Annotated in this window: 18 protein-coding genes, 1 tRNA gene and 1 pseudogene; 12 read left to right on the top strand and 8 right to left on the bottom strand. The window is 72.5% G+C overall.

Translation table 11 applies throughout. The features are described 5' to 3' along the window. The first annotated feature begins 37 nt into the window (after window positions 1–37). From FE374_RS17755 to FE374_RS17745, 3 genes are all read left to right on the top strand, one after another. A complete protein-coding gene (locus FE374_RS17755) occupies window positions 38–769 on the top strand; it encodes a M50 family metallopeptidase (RefSeq protein ID WP_230978380.1) in 732 nt (243 codons plus the stop codon). Between the two features lie 147 nt (window positions 770–916). Beyond that, window positions 917–1303: a DUF6394 family protein gene (locus FE374_RS17750; protein WP_139930712.1), complete on the top strand. Its 387-nt coding sequence runs from the start codon at window positions 917–919 to the stop codon at window positions 1301–1303. 15 nt (window positions 1304–1318) lie between these two features. After that, on the top strand, window positions 1319–3160 hold the full coding sequence (locus FE374_RS17745) for an NAD-binding protein (protein ID WP_139930711.1): 1842 nt from the start codon (window positions 1319–1321) through the stop codon (window positions 3158–3160). Here FE374_RS17745 and FE374_RS17740 read toward each other — a convergent pair. Next, window positions 3126–3566 (bottom strand): hypothetical protein, encoded by a 441-nt coding sequence (locus tag FE374_RS17740; protein ID WP_139930708.1) that lies wholly within the window; start codon window positions 3564–3566, stop codon window positions 3126–3128. The genes FE374_RS17745 and FE374_RS17740 overlap by 35 nt on opposite strands. Window positions 3567–3677: 111 nt before the next feature. Continuing rightward, window positions 3678–4028, bottom strand: coding sequence for an ArsR/SmtB family transcription factor (locus tag FE374_RS17735; RefSeq protein ID WP_139930706.1), 351 nt, complete (start codon window positions 4026–4028; stop codon window positions 3678–3680). A 96-nt stretch (window positions 4029–4124) separates the two neighbouring features. Here FE374_RS17735 and arsM point away from each other — a divergent pair, with 96 nt between their 5' ends. Continuing rightward, the gene (gene arsM, locus FE374_RS17730) at window positions 4125–4940 is read left to right on the top strand and encodes an arsenite methyltransferase (protein ID WP_139930704.1); all 816 of its coding nucleotides are present in this window, start codon (window positions 4125–4127) and stop codon (window positions 4938–4940) included. A 22-nt stretch (window positions 4941–4962) separates the two neighbouring features. Here the strand turns inward: arsM and FE374_RS17725 are convergent, their stop codons facing one another. From FE374_RS17725 to FE374_RS17710, 4 genes and pseudogenes are all read right to left on the bottom strand, one after another. Further along, a complete protein-coding gene (locus FE374_RS17725; RefSeq protein ID WP_139930702.1) occupies window positions 4963–5346 on the bottom strand; it encodes a VOC family protein in 384 nt (127 codons plus the stop codon). Between the two features lie 67 nt (window positions 5347–5413). Next, window positions 5414–6907 (bottom strand): M1 family metallopeptidase, encoded by a 1494-nt coding sequence (locus FE374_RS17720; protein WP_139930700.1) that lies wholly within the window; start codon window positions 6905–6907, stop codon window positions 5414–5416. Between the two features lie 101 nt (window positions 6908–7008). Continuing rightward, window positions 7009–7358 (bottom strand): annotated as a pseudogene (locus tag FE374_RS17715) (arsenate reductase/protein-tyrosine-phosphatase family protein). Between the two features lie 83 nt (window positions 7359–7441). Next, window positions 7442–7515: transfer RNA gene (locus tag FE374_RS17710), tRNA-Gly, on the bottom strand. Between the two features lie 76 nt (window positions 7516–7591). On the opposite strand from FE374_RS17710, the gene FE374_RS17705 reads away from it, so the two are divergent. From FE374_RS17705 to FE374_RS17690, 4 genes are all read left to right on the top strand, one after another. Continuing rightward, window positions 7592–8215, top strand: a complete 624-nt coding sequence (locus FE374_RS17705) for a TM2 domain-containing protein (RefSeq protein ID WP_139930698.1) — start codon at window positions 7592–7594, stop codon at window positions 8213–8215. A gap of 80 nt (window positions 8216–8295) precedes the next feature. Further along, window positions 8296–8874 carry a dCTP deaminase gene (gene dcd, locus FE374_RS17700; RefSeq protein ID WP_139930696.1) on the top strand — a complete coding sequence of 193 codons (579 nt, stop codon included), beginning with the start codon at window positions 8296–8298 and terminating at the stop codon, window positions 8872–8874. A gap of 39 nt (window positions 8875–8913) precedes the next feature. After that, a complete protein-coding gene (locus FE374_RS17695; RefSeq protein ID WP_139930694.1) occupies window positions 8914–9777 on the top strand; it encodes a hypothetical protein in 864 nt (287 codons plus the stop codon). A 380-nt stretch (window positions 9778–10157) separates the two neighbouring features. Next, window positions 10158–10961, top strand: a complete 804-nt coding sequence (locus FE374_RS17690; protein WP_139930692.1) for a YsnF/AvaK domain-containing protein — start codon at window positions 10158–10160, stop codon at window positions 10959–10961. A 112-nt stretch (window positions 10962–11073) separates the two neighbouring features. Here the strand turns inward: FE374_RS17690 and FE374_RS17685 are convergent, their stop codons facing one another. Together FE374_RS17685 and FE374_RS17680 are read right to left on the bottom strand one after the other, a co-directional pair. Beyond that, a complete protein-coding gene (locus tag FE374_RS17685) occupies window positions 11074–12357 on the bottom strand; it encodes an MFS transporter (protein ID WP_230978379.1) in 1284 nt (427 codons plus the stop codon). 10 nt (window positions 12358–12367) lie between these two features. Further along, a complete protein-coding gene (locus tag FE374_RS17680; protein ID WP_139930691.1) occupies window positions 12368–14611 on the bottom strand; it encodes a (Fe-S)-binding protein in 2244 nt (747 codons plus the stop codon). Between the two features lie 236 nt (window positions 14612–14847). On the opposite strand from FE374_RS17680, the gene FE374_RS17675 reads away from it, so the two are divergent. The 4 genes from FE374_RS17675 to FE374_RS17660 are packed head-to-tail and all read left to right on the top strand — an operon-like array spanning window position 14848 to window position 20667. After that, window positions 14848–17892 (top strand): Na+/H+ antiporter subunit A, encoded by a 3045-nt coding sequence (locus FE374_RS17675; RefSeq protein ID WP_139930689.1) that lies wholly within the window; start codon window positions 14848–14850, stop codon window positions 17890–17892. Continuing rightward, window positions 17889–18422: a Na(+)/H(+) antiporter subunit C gene (locus FE374_RS17670; RefSeq protein WP_179957334.1), complete on the top strand. Its 534-nt coding sequence runs from the start codon at window positions 17889–17891 to the stop codon at window positions 18420–18422. The genes FE374_RS17675 and FE374_RS17670 overlap by 4 nt, the downstream gene beginning before the upstream one ends. Then, window positions 18419–20062: a Na+/H+ antiporter subunit D gene (locus FE374_RS17665; RefSeq protein ID WP_139930687.1), complete on the top strand. Its 1644-nt coding sequence runs from the start codon at window positions 18419–18421 to the stop codon at window positions 20060–20062. The genes FE374_RS17670 and FE374_RS17665 overlap by 4 nt, the downstream gene beginning before the upstream one ends. Then, window positions 20059–20667, top strand: coding sequence for a Na+/H+ antiporter subunit E (locus tag FE374_RS17660; RefSeq protein ID WP_139930685.1), 609 nt, complete (start codon window positions 20059–20061; stop codon window positions 20665–20667). Before FE374_RS17665 ends, FE374_RS17660 begins: the two co-directional genes overlap by 4 nt. Window positions 20668–20672 lie beyond the last annotated feature (5 nt).

Raw genomic sequence — 20672 nt, 5'->3', positions numbered from 1 at the left:
TTCTCGGCCCACCCGCGGGCCGCGAGAGGATGACCGGGTGGACGATGTGGGTGCTGCCGTGGGCCGGTGGTGGGGCCAGGCGTGGGCCCGGATGCAGCCCGACGCCGTCGGTGACGTCGGCGCCGTTGTGCTCCTGGTCCTCGCCGCCGTGGCGGCGGTGGTGCTCGTGCCGCCGGTGTGGCGCCAGGCGCGGGTGCTGGTGACCGTCGTGCACGAGCTGGGGCACGCCGTCGTCGGGGTGCTGTGCGGGCGCCGCTTCACCGGCCTCGTGCTGCGCGGCGACATGTCGGGCCACGCCGTGACGGTCGGCCCGGCCCGAGGCGCGGGGCGAGTGCTGTCCACGTGGGCCGGCTACCCGGCCCCCGCGGTGGTCGGCGCCCTGTCCGTCCAGGCCGCGGCGGCGGGCTGGGCGCCGCCGGTGCTCGGCGTGACCGCGGCCCTGCTGCTCGGCGCCCTGGTGAGGGTGCGCTCCTGGTACACGGCCGCGGTGATGGTGGCGTTGACGGCCGTGACGGCGGCGCTGTGGTGGTGGGGCCCGGCGACGCTGCAGGCCGCCGTCGTGCTGGGCATGGGCGTCTTCCTCGTCGTCGGTGCGTGGCGGCACCTCGGGGCGGTGCTGTCCCGGCCGTCGCCCGGTTCCGACCCCGCGGTGCTCGGCCAGCTCACCTGGCTCCCGCGGCAGATGTGGGTGCTGAGCTTCGCCGTCGTCCTGGCGGCGGCGACGTGGTGGGCGCTCGGGCCGGTGCGGGCGCTCGCGGGCTGGGTCTGACCGCCGCTGGGCGCCGCCGGCCCGGTTGTCTCGCGGTCACGTGGTCACGCGGCCTCGTGGTTCCGCGGTTTCCCGGTCCCGCAGGCGCGGCCGGGGCCGCGCCCGTACGATGCGGATGTTCCGGAGGCGACGACGCCGGGGGCCACGATGAACCTCGAGAAGGTGATCTTCGGCTTCTTCGTGGTGCTCGCCGCCACCTTGAACTTCGGCTTCTTCCTCGGCGACATCGCCGACCCGGCGGTGCACAACCCGATCGAGCTGTTCGCAGCAGTCGTCGTCAACCTCATCGCCACCGTGCTCAAGTTCGGCGATCGGACGCAGATCGGCGCCGTGCACCTGGCCACCAGCCTGGTGGCGGACCTGCAGCTCATCGCGGCCGCCACGGTGTGGTCCTACGCCGAGGCGACGACGGTCGGCCTGCCGAGCCCGGAAGCCACCGCCTCCGTGGTGTCCCTGTCCGGCGGGGCGCTGCTGGCCAACCTCATCTCGGTCACGCTGCTCCTCGTCGAGACCGTCTCCTTCCACCGCCGGTAGAGACCCTGGGCAACCGTGGGCAACCCGCTCCTGACCTTCTGGGCCCGCCTGTTCGGGCCGGCACCCACGCCGCCCGAGGAGGTGCTGGCCCTGCGCGGCGCACCGCGCGAGCAGGCCACCGCCGCCGTCTTCCTCGTGCTGCGCAAGATGCGCCCGCCGCTGATCGTCCTGGTCCTCATCTTCGCCGTCAGCGTGCTGGGCCTGATGCTCATCCCCGGCCAGGGCCCGGACGGACAGCCACGCCAGATGGGCATGCTGCACGCGTTCTACGTGATGGCCTACACCGCGACGACCATCGGCTTCGGCGAGATCCCGTACCCCTACACCGAGGCCCAGCGGCTCTGGCTCACCCTCGCGATCTTCCTCACCGTGGTGGGCTGGGCGTACGCGATCGGGACGCTGCTGGCGCTGGTGCAGGACCGCGAGTTCCGGCGCGCGGTCGCGCTGCAGCGTTTCGCCCGCAAGGTGGCACGCCTGCGCCAGCCGTTCTGGCTCATCGCGGGACAGGGGGAGACGGGCCGGCGCCTGGGCGACGCGCTCGACGCGCGGCGCCGGCTGTTCGTGGCGGTGGACCCGTCCGAGACGCGGATCGCCGAGCTGGACACCCGGGCCTACCACGCCGACGTGCCGGGCCTGGTGGGAGACCCCGCCAACCCGGGCCACCTCATCGCCGCAGGGCTCGAGCACCGGCACTGCGCGGGCGTCCTCGCGCTGACCGAGGACGACTCCACCAACCTGGCCGTCACCGTCGCAGCGGGCCTGCTGCGACCGGACCTGCCCATCGTGGCGCGCACGCTCTCCCGGCACGTCGCCGAGCAGATGGAGTCCTTCAGCCGCGCCGCCGTCATCAACCCCTTCGACCTCTTCGGCGACCGGCTGCGCCTCGCCCTGCAGGCGCCGGCCGGCTACCAGCTGATCCAGTGGCTGACCGGCATACCGGGGGAGCCGATGCCGCCCCGTGGTGTGCCGGTGCGGGCCGGGCGGTGGGTGGTCTGCGGGTACGGCCGGTTCGGGCAGGAGCTGACGACCGACCTGCGTCGCGCCGGGCTGGAGGTGACGGTCGTCGACCGGGGCACGACGACGAGCACCGACCCGAGCGTCATCCGCACCGACGAGCCGGAGGACGCGGTCATGGCGCTCGCCGACGTCGCCGGCGCCGTCGGCCTCATCGCGGCGACCGACGATGACGTCGCCAACCTCGCGCTGGTCGCAGCCGGCCGGCGCGCGAACCCGAAGCTCTTCCTGGTCGCCCGGCAGAACGCCCCCGCCAACGAGCCGCTCTACCAGGCACTGGACCCGGACCTCGTGGTGGTGCCGCCCGCGGTGGTGGCCCACCAGGTGCTCGCCTATCTGGGCAGCCCGGTGCTGCTGCACCTGCTCCGGGAGATCGCCGACCGCGACGAGGCGTGGTCGAAGGAGATGGTCGACCGACTGGTGCAGCGGTGCGGGACCGGCGAGGTCGTCACGTGGCAGCTGGCGCTCACGGCCGCCGACACGCCCACGCTCCTGCCGTGGCTGCGCACCGGGCAGGCGCGCCTGGGCGACCTGCTACGCGACTCGCACGACCGCGAGCTGTCGATCGCCGCGGTGGCGCTGGTCCTCGTCCGGGACGGAGCCGAGCGCGTCGCGCCCGGCGACGACCTCATCCTGACGGAAGGCGACGAGATCCTGCTCGGCGGGCAGCCCGGGGCCCGGCAGGACCTGGACAACGTGCTGCTGGACGAGGCCACCCGTGAGTACGTGCTGCACGGGCACGAGGTGCCCTCGGGCTGGCTGTGGCGCACCCTCGCGGCGCGGCGCTCCGCGCGCGTGGTCGACGGCGTCAGCGCCGGCGGGCGGGGGGCCGGACCAGGGTGACCAGCGCGACGACGATCGCGACCACGCTGCCGGCGATCCCGAGCACCAGCAGGACGCGGGCGACAAGGTCCCAGGAGGATGCGGCGGCGCCGAAATCGAACGGGAAGACCTGCCAGAGGCGCACGAGTGCGGCGAGACCGACGGACGTGGTCGCCAGGTCGCCCAATGCCCGGAGGGGGCGGGTGTCACGGGCCAGGTACACCGCGTTCGCGACGAGCCCCACGAGCAGGGAGGCGTTGACCGGGGCGAGCACCGCCGCCGTGTCGGGTGTCAGGAACGGCACCGCGTCCCAGCCGGGCCACGCGTTGACCACGTACAACAACGCCGCGTCGATCATCGCCGCGAGGACGTACCCGATTCGCCGGCTGGCGACCGCCGGGCGGGGGTGAACTTCGCTGAGCGTCATGGCGAGCTCCTCGGCCATCGGGTCCCAGCTACCACGCTAGGAGGCAGGGCGCGGTGGCGGCAGGCACGAAGGTCCCGTGTGCCGACGTGGTGGGCGTCAGGCGTCAGGGCGTCAGGGCGTCGAGGTGGCCAGGACGGCGGCGAGGCTGTCGAGGGCCTCGGGCACGAGCGCGTAGTAGGCGTTCACGCCGCGCTTCTCGCGGGTGAGGATGCCCGCGTCGACGAGCACCTTGAGGTGGTGGGAGACCGTCGGTTGGGTCAGGCCCACCGGCTCGGTCAGATCGCACACGCACATCGACCCTTCGGGCTGTGCCGAGATGAGGGAGAGCAGACGCAGCCGGGTCGGCTCGGCGATGGCCTTGAGGATGCCGGCGAGCTCGACGGCGGAGCGCGCTCCTAGTGGTTCGCGCGCGATCGGCGCGCAGCACTCCTCCGCGAGGGGCAGCACGGTCCGCTGAGTCATGCGACGACCCTACCAACTATTGATGCGCGTCGATATTGACAGATGTCGATGGTGGTGGCAATCTCATGCATCGACGAACTTCGATGGATGGAGCCCATGAGCGCGACAGACGACCTGCGCGAGCAGGTTCGCGACCACTACGCCGCCGCGGCCCGGGCCGTCGGCAGGCGGGACGCCTCGGGCTGCTGCGACGACGGGTGCTGTGGCCCCGCCCAACCCCTGGAGACCGACCAGCGCTTCGGCGTCCGGCTGTACGACCCGGCCAGCACCGCGGACCTGCCCGAGGAAGCCGTGCTGGCCTCGTTGGGCTGCGGCAACCCCGTCGCCGTCGCCGATCTCCACCCTGGTGAGCGGGTACTCGATCTCGGCTCGGGCGGCGGCATCGACGTCCTGCTCTCCGCCCGCCGGGTGGGGCCCGAGGGGTACGCCTACGGCGTGGACATGACCGAGGAGATGTTGCAGCTCGCCCGCGCCAACGCTGCCCGCGCCGGTGCCACCAACGTTGAGTTCCTCGATGGCACGATCGAGGACGTACCGCTGCCCGACGCCGCGGTCGACGTGGTCATCTCCAACTGCGTGGTCAACCTCTCCACCGACAAGCCAGCCGTCCTCGCGGAGATGGGTCGCGTGCTCGCCCCCGGTGGGCGCATCGGCATCAGCGACGTCGTCGCGGAGGACCGGCTCACGCACGCCGACCGCCTGGCGCGCGGCTCCCACGTGGGCTGCATCGCCGGGGCGCTCTCCCGTCAGGACTACCTCGACGGCCTCGCGGCCGCAGGGTTCGTCGACGCGACGGTGACGTTCACGCACGAGGTGGCCGACGGCATGCACGCCGCGATCGTCCGGGCGCACAAGCCCGCGGCGGTCACCGGACAGGGGCACAGCAACGACGACGAGCAGGAGGAAGCCTGATGGACCTGTGGTGGCGCCGCTCTCACGCCTCGGCGGGGTCGCGCGGGGTGATCTGCTGCACCGCCCAGCCGTTGCCGTCCGGGTCGCTGAAGAAGACGAAGGAGCCCCAGGGCAGGTCCTGGATCTCGCTCACGGCGAGCCCGCGCCCCGCAAGCTCCGCGCGGGCGGCCTCGATGTCGGTGACCACCATCTGCAGCCCCTCGAGCGACCCGGGCGTCATGGCCGTCAGGCCGGAGCCGAACGAGATCGACGCCGGCGAACCTGGGGGCGTGAGCTGGACGAAGCGGATCCCGCCACCCACGTCGTGGTCGTGGTCGAGCACGAACCCGGCCTTCTCGGTGTAGAACGCGATGGCGCGGTCGACGTCGGAGACCGGCACCTGGACGAGCTCGAGGCGAAAGTCCATAGTCCCGGACGCTACGCCCGAGCCCGGCCGCGTGCGCGGCGGGCGGCTCCCCGGCGAGGTCGGTTGCCTACCAGTCGGTCGGCTTCTCCGGGGTGTGCAGCCAAGCGGCGAAGAAGGCGTCGAGGTCCTGCCCGGAGATCTCCTCGGCCAGGGCCTCGAAGTCGGCCGTGGTCGCGGTGGCGTCGTCGTGGCGGTCGACCCACTCGTGGGTCAGCTCGAAGAAGGCCTTGTCGCCGATCTTGACGCGCAGGGCGTGGATTGTGGCGGCGCCGCGGTCGTAGATCGCCGCCAGGAACAGGCCCGTGGGACCGGGGTCCGCGACGACGACGTCCCAGAACTCGTCGTCGGCGGGGATCTCCATGACAGTCTCGAAGGCGGCCTGTGCCGTGGCGCCGCCGCGGTGCTCGGCCCAGAGCCACTCGCTGTAGGTGGCCCAGCCCTCGTTGAGCCAGATGTCGGCCCAGCGCTCTGGGCTGACGGCGTTTCCCACCCAGGAGTGCGCGAGCTCGTGCGCGGCAGTGCCCTCGGTGGCGCGGCGGGAGAACAGCGACCGGGTCTGCGTCTCGAGGGCATACCCGAGGGAGTCGTCGTCGACGATCGAGCCGTAGGCGATGAAGGGGTACTCGCCGTAGACATGCTCGAAGAACTTCATCATCTCGCCGGTCAGGGCGAGCGTCGCGACGGTGGTCGTGCGGTTGGTGCCGGCGATGTCGCGGTCGACGGCGTCGATGATCGGCACGCCCGCCTCCGTCGTGTACTCGGCCAGCTCGAAGTTGCCCACGGTCGCCGTGGCGAGGTACGGAGCCATCAGGTCCGGGGCGTCCCAGGACCACGTGGTCCAGCCGCCGGTGGTCGTGTCACCAGTGAGGTCGCCGTTGGCGACGGCCACGAGCCCCTCGGGCACCGTGACGTCGAACGTGAACGTCGCCTTGTCCGTCGGGTGGTCGCTGACGGGGAACCACGTCGCCGACCCCTCCGGCTCGCTCGCCACCATCGCGCCGTCCCGGGTGGTCACCCAGCCGTACGGCACGCCCTCGATGTCGACAGGCTGTTTGGTCGTGCCGCCGTACTCGATCACCACCTCGGCCGTACGGCCCTCCTTCAGCTTGGGCCGCGGCGTGATGACGAGCTCGTTCGGTTGAGGCGTTGAGCCCTCGGGCCGCTCGACCGCGAGGGCGCCGGGCTGGGTGAACGAGGCCGGCTTGCCGTCGACGGTCACGGACGTCGCGGTGAGGCCGCGGAGATCGAGGTTGAACTGGTCCAGGTCCTGGGTGGCGGTGAGATCGATGGTGGCGACCGCCGTGAGCCGGCCCTCGAGCGGGGCCGGCGCGGGGGCCGGCGGGGTGTACCGAAGGTCGAGGTCGTAGTGCTGGACATCGATGCCGCCGTTGCCCGCAAGAGGGAAGTACGGGTCACCGGCGCCCGCAGCACCGGCGGAATAGCGCGGCTCGCCGGGCTTGCCGGGCGCGGCGGTGGCGGCCGAGCTGAGCGCCAGTGCGGAGGCGAGCACGGCAACGGTGGCGAGCGTGGCGTGTGCCCCGCGTCGACGGGCGACGTCCATGAGGTTCCCCTGCCTCGATGCCAGCGGGCGCGTCCCCGGGCGCTTCCCATCGTGACGGGACCGTTCGCGTGAGAGAAGGGGAATCGAAAAGATTCACCCGGTCAACGGGCGGGTACGAGGCTCGCGACGAGCTCATCAGCCCAGGCGTTGATCTCGTCGCGCACCGGCGCACGCCCGCGACGCTCTTGCCGGCCGGGTCGTCCAGCTCCCAGTCCTCGTGGCGCTTGCCCGGGAAAGATGGGCAAGCGTCTCCGCAGCCCATGGTGATGACGACGTCGGACTCCATGACCGCCTCGGTGGTCAGCACCTTGGGCTGCTCGGTGGCGATATCGATGCCCACCCCCACCATGACCAGCACGGCCGAGGTGTTGACCTGGTCTGCCGGCGCCGAGCCGGCGGAGCGGACCTCGATCGCACCGGCGGAGAGGTGGTGGAGCCAGGCAGCAACCATCTGCGAGCGGCTGGCGTCGTGGACGCAGACGAGCAGGACGCCGGGGCGGGCTGGGACGCGAGCCTCCCGGCCTGGCCGAAGGATGGAGCGGGTGACGGGAATCGAACCCGCGCTATCAGCTTGGGAAGCTGAAGTTCTACCATTGAACTACACCCGCGTGCGCTAACTTGAGCGCGCCGCCACTATACCTATCCGTGTGGCGTGCGACGAAACTCTAGCGAGAGAGCAGGGCGATGACTTCCCCCACGCAGCCCGGGCCCGACGAGTCGCGCGGCGAGCGCCAGGAGGGATGGCAGGCGCCGCAAGACTCGTCACGAGACGCGGTCGACAACCCGGCGCAGGGGCAGGCTGGCTTCACAGACCCGGTCACCGGTGAACCCGGCTACGGCCAGCCCGGCTACGGTCAGCCCGGCTACGGCCAGCCCGGCTACGGCCAGCCCGGCTACGGCCAGCCCGGCTACGGCCAGCCCGGCTACGGCCAGCCCGGCTACGGCCAGCCCGGCTACGGCCAGCCCGGCTACGGCCAGCCCGGCTACGGCCAGCCCGGCTACGGTTACGGCGCTTACGTCGACCCCTACGCGAAGTCGCGCGTTCTCGCCTGCGTCCTGGGGATCTTCTTAGGCTCGCTGGGCATCCACAACTTCTACGCCGGGTACATGAGCCGCGGCTGGCTCCAGCTCGGCCTGAACCTGGGCAGCTGGGTGCTGAGCATCGTCACCCTCGGCCTGTTCCTCCCGATCGCCGTGCTGGTGCTGATCGGGCTGGAGATCTGGGGGATCGTCGAGGGCATCCTCTTCGCGACCGCCCAGACCGGTCAGTACAGCACCGACGCGACGGGGCGTCCGCTCAGGAACTAACCGGCAGCGGCCCCCGGGCAGTTCGTTCCCCAGGTGAGCCGGCGGCGGCTGCTCGTGCGGTCGGTGGCACAATCGCACGCGTGCTGCTCTCTGACCGCGACATTCGTGCCCAGATCGACGCCGGCAGGGTCAAGCTCGACCCGTACGAGCCCGAGATGGTCCAGCCGGCCAGCCTCGACGTGCGCCTCGATCGGCTCTTCCGGCTGTTCGACAACCACAAGTACCCGGTCATCGACCCCTCTCAGCCGCAGCCCGAGCTCACCCGTCTGGTGGACACCGGCCCGGACACCCCCCTGGTGCTGCACCCGGGCGAGTTCGTCCTCGGTGCCACCTACGAGTCCGTGACGTTGCCGGACGACATTGCCGCCAGGCTGGAGGGCAAGTCGTCCCTCGGCCGGCTGGGCCTGCTCACCCACTCCACCGCCGGGTTCATCGACCCCGGCTTCACCGGGCACGTCACGCTCGAACTCTCGAACACCGCGACGATGCCAATCATGCTCTGGCCGGGCATGAAGATCGGCCAGCTCTGCTTCTTCAAGCTCAGCTCGGCGGCCGAGGCGCCCTACGGCTCCGGCGCCCGTGGCTCGCGCTACCAGGGGCAGCGTGGCCCGACGGCCTCGCGCTCCCATGTCAACTTCCAGCGCACCACCATCTCCTGACCTGGGCGCACGATGTCGCAACCATCCACCCTTGACCGCGTGCTCGCGGACCCGCACCACCTGCTGGTGCTCGCCGAGGACGTCACCTCGCAGGACGTCGAGGCGCTCGCCGTCTCACGCAGCACCGACGCCGGCTGGTCGGGCCCGGCCGAGCTTCAGCTCATGCCGGGCGTGCACCTGACCGGCCCCTGGACGCTCGAGTCGGACCTCCTCCGATCCTTCGACCTTCCCGCATGGGCCCGGCAGGCCTACCTCCTGAGCTGCCCGGTGCAGCGCGGCGCCGCGCTGCCGGCCGAGCTGCGCGGCGTCGACCCCCTGCTCGACGCCTTCCCCAGCGGTGTGCCCACCGGCGTCGAGGCGGAGGCGCTCGGTCACCTGCGCGCCATCGCGCGGCGGCTGCGCGGCGCCCTGCGGGTGGCGGGCACGGGCGCCGTCGTCGTGCCCGACGCCGACGCCGCCATCGACCTGACCGTCCTCGCCCCGGTCTGGCTCGACCACGACGCCGGGCTCCAGGTGCTCCGGCAGACCTTGCCGGCCGTTCGTTCGGCCCTGGACGACATTCCGGAGGAGCTCGCTGGTCAGGAGCTCGAGGGCTACATGCTTCTTTCGGACCTTGGCGACGGTGATCTCCTGGAGATCGAGGCGGCGGGTCTGGACGAGGTGCCCACCGTCCTGCGCGGGACCGACTGGGCTGCCGGGGGCGTGGTCGGCTACGAGATCCGGTGGCGTCCGGCCCATCCGGAGCAGGCCTTCCGGGGCCGGCCCCCGCTGCAGGTCCGCCGTTCACGCGCACGAGCGGCAGAACTGATCGAGCGTGCCGCCGGTGCCCTGCAGGCCCTCGTCGGTGGCGAGGTCGTCGACGACGACGGCTTCCTGGTGGACCCGGGTGACCTCGCCGGCTGAAGCCGGACGCTGGCCGCTGGCCGACACCGGGGCGCCGCGAACGCTGGGGACAGTGCTCTGTGAAGCGGTTGTGAAACGATTGCGTCCGCATTTGTCCAATCCGCTGGCGAGGTCACCTACGCTGGCGCTCCCTCAGTTTCCCGCGCGAAACAGCCGAACGACGGCTGCTGCGGAGCGGCCGCTACGGAGCGGCTCGGCGGACGGTCCGACCACTCGACAAAATACTGACGCGATTGTGGCGCGTTCGACGTGCGGGGGTGAACCGGTCGTGCCTAACCTGACTGGGCAAGGCAATCCAGCGGCGCCAGCCCCTCCGGGGCGTGCTCGGCCCTCCCCCGGGACGACAGGCGCCGCCGTCGAACCAGCAAGGAGAGACGCACATGACTTCGATCACCACCACCCACATCCAGCAGCTCGCCAATGGCAAAGGGGCCGTTGTCTCCGACTCCGGCGACAAGATCGGCTCCATCGGGCAGCTGTTCCTGGACGACGTCACCGGCGAGCCGACCTGGGTCACCGTGAAGACCGGTCTCTTCGGCACCTCGGAGTCCTTCATCCCGCTCGACCGGGCAACGGCCCAGGGCGACGACCTCCGGGTGCCCTACGACAAGGCCATGGTCAAGGATGCCCCGCGGGTGGACGCGGACCAGCACCTCACCCCCCAGGAGGAGGAGGACCTCTACCGCTACTACGGCCTGGACTACGCGACGTCCGGGTACGGCGACACCTCTGGGACGACGACGGGCATGGCCGGCACGACCGGCACCACGGCAGGCACGGCCGCCACGACGAACACCGACCGCGACCGCCGCGACGTCGACGACGCCTCGGTGATCCGCTCGGAGGAGCGCGTGGACGTCGGCACCCGGCAGCGTGAGGCCGGCAAGGTCCGGCTGCGCAAGTACGTCGTCACCGAGAACGTCACCAAGACCGTGCCGGTCACCCGTGAAGAGGTCCGCCTCGAGCGTGAGCCCGTGACCGCGGGCGACCGCGTCTCGGGCCAGATCGGGGATGACGTCGCGGAGGTGACGCTCCACGAGGACGAGGTGGTCGTGGACAAGGAAACCGTGCCCGTTGAGAAGGTCTCCCTCGGCAAGGACACGGTGACCGAGCAGCGCGAGGTCACCGAGCAGGTTCGCAAGGAGCGGGTGGAGACCGACACGGACCGCGACGTGCGCCGGTGACGAACGGCGTCGCGGCCACGTCGTCCTGACGGACTGCTGAGACAGGGGCCCGGCCGTGCGCCGGGCCCCTGTCGTGCGCCGACCGGCGACCCGCAGCCCCATGCGGCTCGTCTCAGCCGGTGACCGCCACCCGCCGGCGCAGCAGCTGCCACAGCACCGGCACCACCACAAGGCCGGCGAGTGCGGCCAGCATCGGGAACCCGAGCAGTGCCATGAGTGGCCCCGAGGCGATCGCTCCCAGTGCGGCGGCTGCGTTCATCGCGGTGTCGCCCAGGCCTTGCACGAGGGGACGGGCCGGCGCGGGCACGGACTCGGACAACAGCGCCGAGGCGGGCACGGTGACCACGGACCAGCCCAGCCCCAGCAGGGTCAGCGCGACGGCGACCACCGTCGGCGACCCCGCACCGGTGGCTCCCACCACCGCCGCCGCGGCGAGGACGCCCTGCCCGGCGATGATGACCGGTACCTGTCCGTACCGGTCGGCCGCGGCACCGACCACCGGGGCGAACGCGAACATGCCGAGCACGTGCAGGCTGATGGTCAGCCCGATGAAGGTGATCGTGCCGCCCTGGTGGCTCAGGTGCACGGGGGTCATCGTCATCACGGACACCATCGACACGTGGGCAAGCACCAGCGACAGCAGCGCCAGGCGGGCCGGCGGCGACGCCCGCACCAGCCCCAGCGCCTCGGAGAGACCAGCCCGGCCCGGGGCGAGGCGGGGCCCCACCGCGGCTGCCGCGACGTGACGCTGGGCGAGGAGCAGGGGGTCGGGGCGCAGCCCCACCCGCACGACCACGGCAGTCACCGCAAGCAGCACCCCGCCGATCGCGAACGCGCCTGCCAGCGGCGGCAGGCCCGCCCACGCCTCGACAGGCGCCCCGGGAACCCCGAGGTTCGGCCCGGCCACTGCGCCCAGCGTGCCCACCCAGACCACCAGTGCGAGGCTGCGGGCCCGCCGGTCCGGCTCGGCCAGGTCGGTCGCGGCGAAACGGGCTCGGAGCTGGGTGGCCGCGCCGCCGCCCATTCCCAGCATGCCGAGCACGAGCAGGGGCACGGAGACGGTGACCGCGGCAAGCACGAGGAGGCCGGCGCCGGCGGCCGCGAGCGACCACCCCAGCGCGAGGGAACGCGCCCGGCCGTGCCGGGCCGCCAGTGAGGCCAGCGGCAGCGCGAGCAGCGCAGCCCCGACCGTGGTGGCCGCCCGGGCGATGCCGGCCCAGGTCTCCGACCCGGCCACCGACTCGGCGAGCAGCACTCCCACGGACGGTGCCGCGCCGATCCCGAGCGACCCGAGCACCTGCGCCGCCAGCAGCGTCGTCGTGGTGCGCCGGCGGGCGTCGGCCACCTCCGGCAGGTGCAGCCAGTCCGCCCGGCTGTCCCCGGTCGCGTCCGTCACCGGGACCCGCTCAGGTGTCCTGGCCGCGCCGCACCCCGGCGAGGAGGAGCTGGGCGACGTCGAGGACCTCCACCTCGTCCCCGTTGGCCGCGACGCCGTCGGAGAGCATGGTGGTGCAGAAGGGGCAGGCGGTGGCGACCGCGGTAGCGCCGGTGGCGGCCGCCTCCCGTGCCCGCTCCACGTTCACGCGGGTGCCGATCTTCTCCTCCATCCACACCCGTGCCCCGCCGCCACCGCAGCACATGGCGGTCTCGCCGGACCGGGGCATCTCAACAGCGGTGGCCCCCGGCAGTGCGCCGAGCAGCTCCCGGGGCGGGGCGTAGACCTGGTTGTGCCGGCCCAGGAAGCACGGGTCGTGGTAGGTGATGGTCCGGGTCTCCGCTGCGGGCGGGGCCACCGGGGTCAGGCGGCCCTCGCGCACGAGCCGGTTCAGCAGCTGGGTGTGGTGCACGACGTCGTAGCGCCCGCCCAGCTGGGGGTACTCCCGGGCGAGGGTGTTGAAGCAGTGGGCGCAGGTGACGACGATCTTCTGCGCGCGCGCCTCCGTGAGGGTCTCGACGTTCTGGGCGGCGAGCATCTGGAAGAGCAGCTCGTTGCCGGCCCGCCGGGCCGGGTCGCCGGTGCAGGCCTCGCCGTCACCGAGGACCGCGAAGCTGACCCCGGCGGTGTGCAGCAGCTCGGCCACCGCCCGGGTGGTCTTCTTCGCCCGGTCCTCGAACGCGCCGGCGCACCCCACCCAGAACAGGTAGTCCACCTCGGCGGCGCTCTCGACGTCGGCGCCGACCACCGGCACCTCGAACTCAAGGTCCTTGGCCCAGTCCAGGCGCTTGCGGGCGGCCAAGCCCCACGGGTTGCCCTTGGTCTCGAGCTTCTTGAACATCTGCCCGAGCTCCGCGGGGAACGCTGAGGCCATGAGCACCTCGTGGCGGCGCAGGTCGAGGATGTGGTCCACGTGCTCGATGTCCACCGGGCACTGGTGCACGCAGGCCCCGCACATGGTGCACGACCAGAGCACGTCCGGGGCGATGACGTCCGGCACCAGCGCCGTCGGGCCCACTGCCACGCCCGTGGGTCCGGTGGCGCCGACGGCCGCCAGCGCGCCGAGCACGTCCCCGGTGTGCGGGGTGAACCCGTCGCGCCCGGCGAGCGTGGCCGCGCTGAGCTGCTCGGGCGAGGCGGCGGCCGCGGCGCGCAGGAAGGGTGCGGTCGCGGCGGCGTGGTCGCGTAGCGCGAGGGTGAACAGCTTGGGGGAGAGGGGCTTGCCGGTGTTCCACGCCGGGCACTGGTCCTGGCAGCGGCCGCACTCGGTGCATGTGCTGAAGTCCAGCAGTCCTTTCCACGTGAAGTCTGCGAGCGTGCCCACCCCGAGCGTGGCGTCCTCGGGGAGGTCCTCCAGCGTCTCCAGGGTCACCGGTGCACCGTCGGCGAGCAGCGGCTGCGCCGGACCCAGCGCCGGCCCGCCGCCGGGCTCGCGCCGGGCGTAGACGTTGAGGACTGCGAGGAAACGGTGCCAGGCCACGCCCATCGAGGGCTGGAGCCCGACGATCGCGAGCCAGCCCACCGAGACGAGGATCTTCACGGCGGCGACCACGGTGATCGCGGTGGCCAGCGTGGCCTGGCCGCTGCCGGTCAGCGTCTCGCCCAGCCACGCCGTCAGCGGGAAGTGAACCGTGGTGGCGTACCGAGCGAGCTCCGGCTCTCCCGCGTAGTAGGCGTACTCCAGCGCCCGTAGCGCCAGGACGCACAGGACGACGGCGAGGATCACCGCCTCGACCACGTACGCCTGCCACCGGGTGGAACCGAAGAACCGGGAGCGGCGGGCGGTCTCGGGCTCCTCGGCCGGCCGAGGCTGGGTGCGCAGCCGCACGGCGATCAGCCCCACGATGCCGACCAGCCCCAGCCAGGCGATGGCCTCGGTCAGCCACTCCCCCGGCGGGAGATGACCGAGCAGCGGCAGTGCGAACGCGGGGTCGGCGAGCTGGCCGTAGCCGGTCACGAGGGTGAGGAAGAGCAGGGGGAAGGAGAGCATCACGGCCCAGTGCGCCGCCCGCACCACCGGCCGGCCGCGGAAGTGGCCGTGGCCCAGGATCTGGGCCAGCGCCGTCCAGGCGCGCCGACCGACCGGGGTAAGACGGCCGGCCGCGGGCCGCCCCACGCGCACCTGCGCCGCGATCGCGGCCGCCCCACGGGTGAAGATCGCCACGCCGACGACGGTCGCGACGGCGACCAGGACGATGGCGACGGTCTGCAGCACGGGTTGTCCTCCCTGCGTCTGGTGAGCGTCCACACCGTACCGCCGGGCACCGACATACCCGTTCGCTCGGCGCCGCAGATGGTTGGGCAGGGCGAACTGTCGGTGGTCGGTTGGTAGTATCGACCCGCACCCCAAGCCTCCGCCGTCGGCCGTGTCGGTTCCCTGGGTGGTGGGGGCGCGCCGTCCGCCCGGATGAAAACTCGATCCCCGCCCGCCCCCGACCGACGGAGCCGCCCGTGCTGCAACTGCTGATGATCCACGCCGCTGCGGCCCTGCTCGCACCGGCGGTCGTCAGCAGGTTCGGGCGCCGGGCCTTCCTCGGCCTCGCGGCGGTCCCCGGGGCGGCCGCCGTCTGGGCGGCCATGCAGACGGGCGACGTGCTCGCCGGCAACCTGCCGGTCCAGGAGGTCACCTGGGTGCCCGCCCTCGGCATCGACTTCGCCTTCCGGCTCGACGTGCTGGCCTGGCTGATGGTGCTCATCGTCGGCGGTGTCGGCGCCCTGGTGCTGATGTACTGCGCGGCCTACTTCTCCGCGCACGCGACGGCGCTGGGACGCTTCGCCGGGGCCTTCGTGGCCTTCGCCGGCGCCATGCTCGGCCTCGTCACCACGGACAACTCCCTCGCGCTGTACGTGTTCTGGGAGCTGACCACGATCTTCTCCTTCCTGCTCATCGGCCACTACCACGACCGGCAGGCCTCCCGACGGGCGGCCATGCAGGCGATCATCGTCACCACCTTCGGCGGTCTGGCGATGCTGGCCGGTCTCATCGCCCTGGGTGAGATCGACGGCGGGTCCTACCGGATCAGCGAGCTCGTGTCGTCCGCCGCCGCCGGTGAGCTCGGCCCCGGCGCCCATCCCGCGTTCGTGCCGGCCGCCGTCGTCCTGGTCCTGCTGGGCGCGTTGAGCAAGTCCGCGCAGATCCCCTTCCACTTCTGGCTCCCTGCGGCCATGGCCGCCCCGACGCCGGTCAGCGCGTACCTGCACGCGGCCGCCATGGTCAAGGCGGGCGTGTACCTGGTGGCCCGTTTCGCCCCCGGGTTCGCCGACCTGGCCGTGTGGCGGTGGGCGGTGCTCGTCGCGGGCCTGGGCAGCCTCCTGCTCGGCGGCTACCGCGCGCTGCGCCAGCACGACCTCAAGCTGCTCCTGGCGTTCGGCACCATCTCCCAGCTCGGCCTCATCATCGTGCTGGTCGGCTACGGCGACTCCGGCGTGGCCCTGGCCGGCCTGGCCATGCTCGCCGCCCACGCCCTGTTCAAGGCCGCCCTGTTCCTCATCGTGGGCATCATCGACTGGTCGGTGGGCACCCGTGACCTGCGCGAGCTGTCCGGGCTGGGCCGCCGCATGCCGGTCACCGCCGTCGCCGCGGCGCTGGCGGCCGCGTCCATGGCGGGGATCCCGCCGATGGCAGGGTACGTCGCCAAGGAGGCGGCGCTGGAGTCGCTGGCGCACGGTGGCGAGCCGCTGGACTGGGTGGTGCTGGTCGCGGTCGCCGTCGGCTCGGCGCTCACCGTCGCCTACGCCCTGCGCTTCTGGTGGGGCGCCTTCGTCGACAAGCCCGGCGTCGCCGTCCCCGAGGCCAAGCGGACCTCCCGGCTGATCATGGCCGCCCCGGTGGTGCTCGCCGCGGGGAGCCTCGCCGTCGGCCTCATGCCCGCCGCCACCGAGCGCGCCCTGGCCCCGTACGCAGCCACGTACCCCGGTGAGCCCGGGCACCTGACGCTCTGGGGCGGGGTGGGGCCGGCGTTGCTCACCACGGTCGCGGTGCTCGCCGCCGGTGTGGCGCTGTTCGCCGGCCGCCGCCGGGTCGAGGTGATCCAGGACGCGATGCCGGAGGTCCGCGGCGCCAAGGACGTCTACCGGGCCCTGCTGCGCTTCCTCGACAACCTCGCCGCGGACGTGACCGCCTTGACGCAGCGCGGCTCGCTGCCGGCCTACCTCTCCATCATCCTCATCACGATTATCGTCACGGCCGGTGCCGTCGGCCTGACCCTGGGGGACACGTGGCCCGTCTCGGTCCGCCTGTGGGACAGCCCGATGCAGGGGGCCGTGGTGCTCATCGTGGCGATCGCCGCGTTCCTGGTCGCCCGGGCCCGCCGCCGCCTCAAGGCCGTGCTGCTCCTCGGCGTCTCGGGCTACGGCGTCGCCCTGCTCTACGAGCTGCACGGCGCGCCCGACCTCGCCCTGACCCAGACCCTCGTCGAGACGGTCACGCTGGTCGTCTTCGTGCTGGTGCTGCGCCGGCTGCCGGCCTATTTCTCCAACCGGCCCCTGGCCACCTCTCGGTGGTGGCGGGCCATCCTGGGCGCCGTCGTCGGCATCACCGTGGCGGTCCTGGGGGTCCTTGCCACCGGGGCGCGCGTGCACGAGCCGGTGTCGGTGGACTTCCCCGCGGAGGCCTTCCAGTTCGGCTACGGCAAGAACATCGTCAACGTCACCATCGTCGACATCCGCGCCTGGGACACGATGGGTGAGATATCAGTGGTGGTCGTGGCCGCCACCGGCGTCGCCTCGCTGATCTTCCTGCGGGCCCGCACCGGCCGCATCGACCGTGCGGCGCACCTGTCCGCGGCGCGCGAGCGGCACGGCGTGTGGTCGGGCGGCATGCCCGATCCCGCCGCCGAGCTGCGCCGCCCGCCCGGCTCGGAGACCCCGGCCAAGAACATCCGCGTGCCCGGCCGCAACCGCACCTGGCTGAGCGGTGGCGCCACCCTCGCCCCGCAGCGCCGCTCGGTGATCTTCGAGGTGGGCCTGCGACTGGTGTTCCACTCGATGCTCGTCTTCTCGGTGTTCCTGCTCTTCTCCGGGCACAACGCGCCCGGCGGCGGCTTCGCGGGTGGGCTGGTCGCCGGCATCGCGCTGATCGTGCGGTACCTGGCAGGCGGGCGCTACGAGCTCGGCGAGGCCGCCCCGGTCCACCCCGGCGTCCTGCTCGGCAGCGGCCTGTTCCTCGCCGCGGGCGCCGGCCTGGTGCCGGCCCTGGTGGGCGGCACCGTGCTGCAGAGCACGGTCGTGGACGTGACCTTGCCGATCTTCGGCGACGTCCACCTGGCCACCGCGCTCTTCTTCGACACCGGCGTCTACCTCGTGGTCATCGGGCTGGTGCTGGACATCCTGCGCTCGCTCGGCGCCGAGGTGGACAGGCAGGGCGAGCTCGAGGGCAACCAGGCACCGGACATCGCCTTCGACGACCCGAGCCGGGTGGCCGACGACGCGCTGCCCGCGCCGGACACCCGCGCCCCCCAGGACGAGCCGACCCCCAACCGCGGAGGTGCCCGATGATCGAGATGGCCCCCTCGCTGGTGCTCGTGGTGCTGGTCGCGGTGCTCGTGGGCACCGGCGTCTACCTGCTCCTCGAACGTTCCCTCTCCCGCGTGATCATCGGCATCGCGCTGATCTCCAACGGCGTCAACGTGCTCATGCTGGTCGCCGGCGGGCGGGCGGGCGGGGCGCCGATCCTCGGCGAGACCGCCCCGGAGGACATGTCCGACCCCCTGCCCCAGGCGATGGTCCTCACCGCCATCGTCATCACCCTCGGGATGACCGCGTTCCTGCTCGCCATGGCCTACCGGTCCTGGCAGCTCAACGGCCACGACGAGGTGCAGGACGACCTCGAGGACCGGCGCCTCGCGCGGCGGGCCGCGCGCGACGAGCTCTCCGATCGGGCCACCGACGACGCCGGCACCACGCTGGCCCAGGATGCCGCGCTGGCCCGCGACGAGACCTCCACCGCGGAGGAGGACGAGCTCGCGCACGCCACGCACGGGCACCACCCGCCCGCCCTGGGCGCCGACGACGAGGAGGCCCGATGACCTGGCTCGTCACACTGCCCATCGTGCTGCCGCTCATCGGCGCCGGGTTCGCCCTCGCGCTGGCCAGGTACCGGCGCCTGCAGGGCATCGTCTCCGTCACCACCCTCTCGGTGGTCCTCGTCACCGCCGTCGTGCTGCTGGTGCGGGTCGACGACGGCCCGATCGTGCTCGACGTCGGCGGCTGGGCCGCGCCGGTGGGCATCGCCCTGGTCGCGGACCGGCTGGCCGCGCTCATGCTCGTCATCTCGGTGACGGTGACCCTCGGGGTGCTCGTCTACTCCCTGGCGCAGGGCCTGGCCGACGGCGACGAGGGTGCGCCCGTGGTCATCTACCACCCCACCTTCCTCATCCTGTCCGCCGGGGTGTCCAACGCGTTCCTCGCAGGGGACCTGTTCAACCTGTACGTGGGCTTCGAGATCCTGCTCGCCGCCAGCTTCGTGCTCATCACGCTCTCGGGCACCCGTGAACGGATCCGTTCAGGCACCATCTACGTGGTCGTCTCGCTCATCAGCTCCGTGGTCTTCCTCATCGCCATCGCGCTGATCTACGCCGCCACCGGCACCGTCAACATGGCCCAGCTGGCGCTGCGGCTGCCCGAGGTCGGCTCCGGCACCCAGCTGGTGCTGCAGCTCATGCTGCTGGTCGCGTTCGGCATCAAGGCGGCGATGTTCCCCCTCTCCGCCTGGCTCCCCGACTCCTACCCGACGGCGCCCGCGCCCGTCACCGCGGTGTTCGCCGGCCTGCTCACCAAGGTGGGCGTGTACGCCGTCATCCGCACGCAGGTGCTGCTCTTCCCCGACGGGCGGCTCAACGACCTGCTGCTGTGGGTGGCGCTGGCCACCATGATCATCGGGATCCTCGGCGCCGTCGCCCAGGAGGACATCAAGCGGCTGCTCTCCTTCACCCTCGTGAGCCACATCGGGTTCATGATCTGGGGCATCGCGACGGGCACCGTGGCGGGCCTGTCCGCGGCGATCTTCTACGTCGCCCACCACATCACCGTCCAGACCTCCCTGTTCCTCGTGGCGGGGCTCATCGAGCGGCGCGGGGGCACCACCTCACTGGTGCGCCTGGGCTCCCTCGCGCGGCTGGCGCCCCTGCTCGCCGTGCTCTTCTTCGTGCCCGCGATGAACCTGGCCGGCATCCCGCCCATGACGGGCTTCCTGGGCAAGGTGGGCCTCGTCGAGGCGGCCGCCCAGCAGGGCACGGCCATGTCCTGGGCGCTGATCGCCGGTGGCCTGCTCACCTCGCTGCTGACGCTCTACGCGATCACAAAGACCTGGAACATGGCGTTCTGGCAGGAGGCGCCCGAGCCGCTGCCCGAGGCCACCATGCCGCGCGCGATGGTCGGCTCGGCCGGTGCGCTCGTGGTCTTCTCGCTGGTTCTCGCAGCCCTCGCCGGGCCCCTGTTCACCTACACCGACCAGGCCGCGGAGGACCTGCGAGCACGGACGCCGTACATCAACTCCGTGCTGCCCGAGGGCGGGCGTGGCACGGGGCAGTCGCCCGAGGTGGCCGAGGAGGGCGAGCGCGGGGCCGTCGAGGACGCGCCGCCGGCCCCCGGCGCACCTGCCGTGCCCGGCTCACCCGTACCGGGCGCAGCCGCAGGGCCCGCGACCGCGCCGGGAGGTGCGGCATGAGCGCGCCCGACAACCGCCGTCGCCGGTGGCCCCGGACCTCCTGGGGCATGCTCGTCTGGCTCACCGCCATCTGGGTACTGCTGTGGGGGGACATCAATCTCGCGAACACCATCGCCGGCCTCGGCGTGGCGCTCGTGGTGACCACCGTCGCCCCGCTGCCGGCGGCGCCGTTCGACGGCCGGTTCCGGCCCTGGGGCGTGGTGCGCCTGGCGGTTCGGTTCGCGTGGGACGTCCTCGTCGCCTCCACCCAGATCTCCGTCATGGTGCTGCGCCGCCGTGAGCCGCACGGCGCCGTCATCCGCGTGCGGTTGCGGGGGCACTCGGACAGCTACCTCACCACCACCGCAGGGATGACCTCTCTGGTCCCGGGCTCGATCGTGGTCGAGGCACACCGGCTCACCGGCACTCTCTACATCCACATCTTCGACGTCGAGCTCGCCGGCGGGCTCGACCAGGCGCACCGCACCGTGCTCGAGCAGGAGGAGCGCATCCTGCGCGCCTTTGCCTCGCGCGACCAGCTCATCGACGCGGGCTACGTGCCCGGGTCCTCGCCCAGGGCCGGCCGGGTCGCGAGCACCACCGCACCCCGGGAGGAGGCCCGTTGACCGCC

The organism is Georgenia yuyongxinii (assembly GCF_006352065.1).
In the GTDB taxonomy this organism is placed as follows: Bacteria; Actinomycetota; Actinomycetes; order Actinomycetales; family Actinomycetaceae; genus Georgenia; species Georgenia yuyongxinii.
The sequence above is the reverse complement of the archived record's forward strand: the minus strand, read 5'-3'. Positions and strand labels throughout refer to the sequence as shown.

What these genes read in the sequence shown, in the direction of transcription:
- FE374_RS17750 (WP_139930712.1), top strand. Translation starts at nt 917, where the DNA reads ATGAACCTCGAGAAGGTGATCTTCGGCTTCTTCGTGGTGCTCGCCGCC.
- FE374_RS17740 (WP_139930708.1), bottom strand. Translation starts at nt 3,566, where the DNA reads ATGACGCTCAGCGAAGTTCACCCCCGCCCGGCGGTCGCCAGCCGGCGA.
- FE374_RS17735 (WP_139930706.1), bottom strand. Translation starts at nt 4,028, where the DNA reads ATGACTCAGCGGACCGTGCTGCCCCTCGCGGAGGAGTGCTGCGCGCCG.
- arsM (WP_139930704.1), top strand. Translation starts at nt 4,125, where the DNA reads ATGAGCGCGACAGACGACCTGCGCGAGCAGGTTCGCGACCACTACGCC.
- FE374_RS17725 (WP_139930702.1), bottom strand. Translation starts at nt 5,346, where the DNA reads ATGGACTTTCGCCTCGAGCTCGTCCAGGTGCCGGTCTCCGACGTCGAC.
- FE374_RS17720 (WP_139930700.1), bottom strand. Translation starts at nt 6,907, where the DNA reads ATGGACGTCGCCCGTCGACGCGGGGCACACGCCACGCTCGCCACCGTT.
- FE374_RS17705 (WP_139930698.1), top strand. Translation starts at nt 7,592, where the DNA reads ATGACTTCCCCCACGCAGCCCGGGCCCGACGAGTCGCGCGGCGAGCGC.
- FE374_RS17690 (WP_139930692.1), top strand. Translation starts at nt 10,158, where the DNA reads ATGACTTCGATCACCACCACCCACATCCAGCAGCTCGCCAATGGCAAA.
- FE374_RS17670 (WP_179957334.1), top strand. Translation starts at nt 17,889, where the DNA reads ATGATCGAGATGGCCCCCTCGCTGGTGCTCGTGGTGCTGGTCGCGGTG.
- FE374_RS17665 (WP_139930687.1), top strand. Translation starts at nt 18,419, where the DNA reads ATGACCTGGCTCGTCACACTGCCCATCGTGCTGCCGCTCATCGGCGCC.
- FE374_RS17660 (WP_139930685.1), top strand. Translation starts at nt 20,059, where the DNA reads ATGAGCGCGCCCGACAACCGCCGTCGCCGGTGGCCCCGGACCTCCTGG.